This window comes from Ruegeria sp. I3 (assembly GCF_056532525.1).
On the sequence record NZ_JBQFNI010000014.1, the window covers coordinates 24902 to 31070 of the forward strand.

A 6169-nucleotide genomic window follows, 5' to 3' on the forward strand; every position below is an offset into this window, starting at 1 on the left:
ATGGAGACTAGCTTGGCACGACACCTAATGTCGGACGAGGAGTGGGCGTTCTTTGAACGGTTTATCCTTTCAGTCCGCGCCCCGAACGGGCGCAAACCTACCAACCATCGCCTCGTTCTTGATGGCGTTTCTGGATTGCACGTACGGGTGCCCCTCGGCGAGACTTGCCTGAGAAATTTGGGAAGTGGACGAGTGTCTACCGACAGTTCCGGAGATGGACTCTCGCGGGGTTCCGGAAACAGATTCTGGAAGCATTGACCGAGAGCAGGAACGTTCCTGACGCCCACCAAACGATCGATAGCATCGTGGTTCGCGCCCATCATCAGGTAGCGGGCGCAAAAAGAGGACTCCACGACAGGGTTTTGGCCGCTCAAAGGCGGCTTCACAACCAAGATTCACCTCCGGGTAAATGCCACCGGGCTGCCGATGAGAACTGACATCACGCTTTTCCAGACATCGGACTATCTCGGCTTTGATCGGGTCATGGACGAAACCCAACGGAGCCGTTGGTGCTGCTAGCCGATAAAAGTTACGATACCGACTGTATTCACGCCGAACTGCACAGCCGGAGAATTCGGTCGCTGATCCCAATGCGAAAGCCCCGAAATAGGCGCGTTGCGATGGATTGGTCTCTCTACCGGCTGAGGAACCTAGTCGAAAGATGCTTTAATAAACCGAAAAACGCGTAGCATTTGACAACCCGCTATGACAAGACAGTCGAAAGCCTCCTCGGCTTCGTAAATATTACTTCGATCCGCCATTTATCAGCATGACCTAGGCAGTTTTATTCCGGGCTAATTTTTTTAATGGTTAGCCTGTCCCGTTTTGTAACTCCAAACTTTATATGCTCAACGATTTGATTTCGGAGATCACTTTCGGAGCGGTGCGAACTCCTAATAATTCCATGATACTTTGCGCCACACGCGGCGCTCAAGCAAACAAAACACGGGATCCACCATCCATCTTCTACAATCTCGATAACCACACTGGGATTCCATTCCATAATGTTGAACATCGCGCCTCCATGATCCGCGATTACAATATCTGCTTCGCCTGCAATTTTGCGATAATAATCCCGGTCTTTCTCATTGGTTTTAATGACCTTGCCACCAAGTGCCTCGACAATTCTTCCGATAACTTGGCTAGGGTAATTCCGGCCTGCAATTTCAACAGTTCGCGTAAAGGATTCACGCGATAAATATACTATACTGCCAGTCTTTGGAGTGATATCGGGAACATTGTACGCGCTTCTATAGCGCTTAACATCGTCTTCAAGAATAAGATTCCCTGGATGTCTTTGGCAAAGAACTGATGCATTTTTTATGTGAATATTCTCATCAAGAATAGTGTATTCTATTCCCAATTCTAGCAGTTCTTTTTCTACATATGGGCGGCTTGCTATCCATCCGGGTAAAATAAGAGGCCGTGGGAAATGTCGGGCAGAAATAATTGAATTACGATGTTCAGGAACCCAATCTCCATAGGTAAACGGCGCTTGCGACTGTACAATGGTTCCCTCCTCCACTTTGCGTTTTTTTCGAATTGGAATCTGCTTAAAGAACTGCAATGGCGATCTTATTCTTACTACTGATGCGTTGGTATCTAAGGTAAACCCGACCCATGCGAACCCGGTAGAAGTGTAAGTTACATTTGAGACGTGGAAACTATCTAATGTCTCCGCGTAGTCATCTAAAATAACGCTGGAACGATCTAAACTATTGTTTGAAAAACAATCCGTTTTGTCAGATGCAGTAAATTCAGATCTTACTCCGATTGGCCTATCTCCCCAGAAGTCACACCGATATTTGGGCACAACAATTCGTTCGAATGACTTTAGGAATCCTAAACGACGTAAAATTCGGATGCCCAACCGTTTTAAACCTGGCACAGTATTCCGAGCTAACCAGTTTCGCTGAGATGGCGTTTCAGAATGCAGATCTTTGTATATGGCATGGTGTATGGGACGTAGATTGTTGTTTTTCATTGATGTGATACCGTTTATCGGTTTATCTAAGATAACTTTTGCTATTTCTAGCATGTGGAAGAAGGTCAAACAGATTAGAGAAGTTTGCGGGCACCTTAACGGATGAGTACAACAGTTTCTGTTCTTCATCACCTAGGTTCTGAACGCATTAATTTGGTTGCCGTCATCCCGCCCGCCTGATTCATGCTCATGGGGATACATTTGCAATCTATTCTAGCTGACCTACGAGCAGATGCCGCGGCTTCAGCCTTACTTTCCAAAGAGTCATGGCAAGCCAAGGGTTTATATCCGGCGTGTGCTGAGTGGGATTATTTTCGTTAACCGCAATGGGTTTGTATAGCCCCTCATTCTGGGTCACTGATTTTGGCTTTCTCTAATATGGTTTCTGGGGCTAGTAGGCGTTACTCCAGTGCTTTATCAAGGGGCCAATCTAGGGCTAGTACGACGCCTAAGACACCCATTAATGTTTAAAAAGTTAGCGTGTAGAATCTTGGTCACCGATGTCGCAATACTTGTTCAGAGCCAAACGGCGCTTCTTCAGGGAACTATTCTTCATTCGCGAGTGGATAGAAAGCCATCCAACTAAAGTGGCTGCCTGCTCTTCTGACTCGTTAGAAAGCACAATCTACGTTATTGAAGCAAACCTGCATCACTATGAACTCCTACCATCATTGGCGAAGATCTGTCTGGCGACAGGAAAAAAGGTAACGGTAGTTGTTCGAAATAAGGCAAAAGCGCTTGATGCACTACAAAACGATGCCAGCCAAGTGGCGCTTGTGGAGTTGACGCTGAACGACATAAAGCGCCTTGTTGATGCTTTATACCAAAATCCACAGGCGACTATTATATTTGGCTCTTCTAGAATAGATGTTAAATACATCTCGCACAGTTCTGTATTGGATTTCTTCTTTTCTGGGCGGCATCCTCTGTGCCGACTTGGGTTAGTTCATCATCGTTATGATTTCTGTGTTGCTGCGATTGCAACCCTCAATGGACAGAACATCCGACATTTCGTCCTTGCCGAACCAATTCCAAAAGGTGCCCGTGTTTTTTCTGCAGTGGAGTTTCCTAAATCGGGTGCTGGCATAGAAAATTCTAGATCGTCCTCTACGAGGTCTTTCCTCACGGTACGCTCCTTTAAAGGAGCGTTCAGAAATCTGTCACCTCTGCTCACCATTGCTACTGACACATCACTTACACGCGGCGGGATATTTCACTTGGTGGGATCAATGGACAAAGCAACAATGGCCGCGGTCGCAATGTCGCGAGTTGTTAGAGCACACGGTCGCCTCCCATTCTCTGATTTGTATGCCTTGATGGGTCAGGTGGATTTTTTGTTACCATTGTTGGATTCAACAAACCAAAAGCACAGCAAAATGCGTCATGGGCAGTTTTCGGGAATGCGTCAACTTGCAATTGGGTTTCAAGTACCCATGGTGCTGGACACAGAATTTGCGCGCGTTTATGGGTTTGACAGCGAGACGGCTATTCTGCATAAACCCGGCGATTTGCGAGGGGGTATTTTTCAGGCGTTGCAAATGGAAATGGATGAAATATCGCGGATGCGTGCGTCACTAGCTCAAATGGCACGAAAGCTTAAGGATCAGAGCGTTTCGGAAATAAAAGACTTCCTGTCGGAGTCATCAATGTAAACCGGGCTTTCTGATTAGAAGAGTGACTTGAATTGGACCTATGTTTCTTCTGTCCAGCCTCCTGTTCATAGGCCAGTGATTTATCGTTTCTCTAATACGATTCTGGAGCTGGGGGACGCACGTTGAATGCTTGGTGCAGGCGGGCATGATTGTACTGCTTGAGCCAGTGATTGATGACGATCTGGGCCTGTTCGGTTGTGTTGAACCATTCGGCATTGAGCACCTCCCGGAGGTGTGTGCCATTGAACCGTTCAGTGTATACATTCTCCCAAGGTGGCCCTGAATAGAAGCGGGCCGGCTTGACGCCAACTCGTTGAAGCTAAATCTGCTGATCATTCCGCATATAGGACGTTGTCTGAGCGGAGGTATTCCGGAGAACCATGCCTCAACAGGAGCGGATATAACACGTCAAGAACGTCGTCAGCGCCCATTTGGTGCGGGCCACAACAGCAAGGCCTGCCGCGTGAACTCATCCAGAACAGTCAGCATCTTGTAGCTGCGGAAGCTACGAACCTTCCTGGCGCCATAGCCGTTCGACCTTCTTGTAATTAACCCTCCAGCCTTCGGCGCGATGTAGTTCTGTGATCGTGATATACCCGTATCGATCATGTTGCTTCGCTAACGGATTAGAGAAGGGCGAAGCGCATCATCATCTCTCGATGTCGGTTGGTACAGTAAGGAGCTCCACGCCAATCCAATCATCCGACATGTCCGTCGCGCAGACGTTGCCAACTTCTGGCGCGTGTGCATGAAGGCCTGACGGAGTTCCCCTGAGGTCAGGCCCTGGGCTTTCGATCGTTCAGGCTTTCTTTGAGAATCAGCTTGTCCGGCTCAAGTTTAGCCACGATCTTCTTTAGTCGCGGGTTCTTAAGTTCAGACAACAGCGCTCGCTTATGCTGCCCTCGTCTTTGAGGAGCATGAACTGCGTAGAAATGCAATCTTTAAGTAAGACTAGAGATCTTGCCCCTAGCGCTTGAACGCAACTCCATAAAGCCCAGCATAGCGTCGAACCAACCAATTTACGATGGGCCGAAATGCTCCATATTGCCGAGAGCTTGCTGTATTCACTTTCCCATCAGTAAGGCGGAATCTTAAGTATTCAGCCTCATTTGACTTTATCTCGAACCCATTAGCATTGAATGCGTTCTTTATCTCCCTATCATCCAAATAAAACGTATTCTCCAGAAGCCACCTATCAAAAAAATCCGCCCATTCTTTCCCTGGTCGATTACTTTTCAGGCGTACCAGTCCGTGAAAACGATTTATCCGCAACCAAATCCTCCGGAGTTTCGAACCGGGCATCATCCAATGTACAAAAAAAACATTCGAGTGCGGTTCACGCCACATATTTTGATATGGAAAAGTAAAATAGAGAACACCTTTAGGCTTAAGAACACGGGAGATTTCTCGTAGAGCCAAGTTAAGATCAGGCACATGTTCGAAAACCTGATTAGATATTATCACATCAAATCTACCATCTTCAAACGGAAGCTCTTTGCCGTCATATTCTATGACCCGTGTCCCCAAGAGCCCTTTCTCTTTAAGAACTTCCTTTATATTTAGGCCGCTTCCCGAAGAGAAATACTCAACCCCATATGCATCCCAACCGTTCTCAACTGCAAGCTCTACAATATCTCCCTTCCCACATCCAAAATCTAAAAAACGACCTTTGTTGGGGAAGTCATCACAAGCCGATCGAACAAGGAACCGGTAATTGATGTGAGGCATCGACATGAAACCTTTTCTAATAATCCAGATAGTGTGGTTTCTCTATGAGAACAGTGCTTTTGTTGAACGTTCCAACTTAAGGGTGTACCGGTTTGAGCCTTGTTGCAAATAGAAATGTTTGTGTTCGATTTCGGAAATTTTGCAGTGAGGGCTTTGTTGCGTGAATTGAGTGAAAGTAACCTGCTCCCCTTAAAAGCCCTCAACTCAATAGTTAGGCTTTAGTTTCATTGATCTATAGCCAAAACAGAACGGTATCCGCGAGCCCGGTGGCCGACAAAAAGATCTTCGGCATTGATCTGTTCTCGCGGCGCGTAGTCGGCTGGATTACGCAATCGCACACGACTACTGAACTTGCACTTCGGGCCCTGTTGAAGGTTGTCTTGAGACACCAGCCAACTGACGGGGTGACCGGCATTCCGGTCAGGACTCCCAATCCACCAGCCGAGGATAGCAGGCAAGTACGTCAACCTGCCCCAACTTCTGAACTATCTCCTCAGGCTTGTGTCGTTTGTTCACCATACTTTGTCCTCCGCTTTCTAGACATAACGTCGGACCAATTCGGAAGAAAAATTCCAGCTCTGGTTAAACCAGGTTAAAACTGGTCGCCGCAGATCAGCTGAGAAATAGAGTTGCTGGGCCGGAATTGACTCGGCCCAGCACGTTAGCCAAGACCGTCGAACTGGCCAGTGTCGATGAATGTACTCGTAAATTCGAGGTCATCATCAACGGGTGTTGTATCCAGTCTGACAATCTCGACGCCATTGATCATCGGATTTTCTATCCCGCGTTGGAAGTCGATATCGAT

Annotated in this window: 3 protein-coding genes and 4 pseudogenes; 3 read left to right on the forward strand and 4 right to left on the reverse strand. The window is 47.3% G+C overall.

Going from position 1 to position 6169, the window contains the following annotated elements; translation table 11 throughout:
* Positions 1-773 (forward strand): annotated as a pseudogene (locus ACR0L9_RS20005) (IS5 family transposase).
* A gap of 11 nt (positions 774-784) precedes the next feature.
* Here the strand turns inward: ACR0L9_RS20005 and ACR0L9_RS20010 are convergent.
* Positions 785-2038, reverse strand: coding sequence for a glycosyltransferase family 61 protein (locus ACR0L9_RS20010; protein ID WP_480896526.1), 1254 nt, complete (start codon positions 2036-2038; stop codon positions 785-787).
* A gap of 178 nt (positions 2039-2216) precedes the next feature.
* On the opposite strand from ACR0L9_RS20010, the pseudogene ACR0L9_RS20015 reads away from it, so the two are divergent.
* Positions 2217-2315: pseudogene (locus ACR0L9_RS20015) on the forward strand (IS5/IS1182 family transposase); the annotation flags it as partial.
* 169 nt (positions 2316-2484) lie between these two features.
* The gene (locus tag ACR0L9_RS20020; RefSeq protein WP_480896527.1) at positions 2485-3636 is read left to right on the forward strand and encodes a hypothetical protein; all 1152 of its coding nucleotides are present in this window, start codon (positions 2485-2487) and stop codon (positions 3634-3636) included.
* A 91-nt stretch (positions 3637-3727) separates the two neighbouring features.
* On the opposite strand, the pseudogene ACR0L9_RS20025 reads toward ACR0L9_RS20020, so the two are convergent.
* From ACR0L9_RS20025 to ACR0L9_RS20035, 3 genes and pseudogenes are all read right to left on the reverse strand, one after another.
* Positions 3728-3931 (reverse strand): annotated as a pseudogene (locus ACR0L9_RS20025) (integrase core domain-containing protein); the annotation flags it as partial.
* A gap of 210 nt (positions 3932-4141) precedes the next feature.
* Positions 4142-4240: pseudogene (locus ACR0L9_RS20030) on the reverse strand (IS3 family transposase); the annotation flags it as partial.
* A gap of 362 nt (positions 4241-4602) precedes the next feature.
* On the reverse strand, positions 4603-5370 hold the full coding sequence (locus tag ACR0L9_RS20035) for a class I SAM-dependent methyltransferase (RefSeq protein ID WP_480896528.1): 768 nt from the start codon (positions 5368-5370) through the stop codon (positions 4603-4605).
* Between the last annotated feature and the right edge of the window lie 799 nt (positions 5371-6169).

Bases quoted from the DNA above. Each gene is read 5' to 3' on its own strand.
- ACR0L9_RS20010 (WP_480896526.1), bottom strand. From the start codon at position 2,038: ATGCTAGAAATAGCAAAAGTTATCTTAGATAAACCGATAAACGGTATC.
- ACR0L9_RS20020 (WP_480896527.1), top strand. From the start codon at position 2,485: ATGTCGCAATACTTGTTCAGAGCCAAACGGCGCTTCTTCAGGGAACTA.
- ACR0L9_RS20035 (WP_480896528.1), bottom strand. From the start codon at position 5,370: ATGTCGATGCCTCACATCAATTACCGGTTCCTTGTTCGATCGGCTTGT.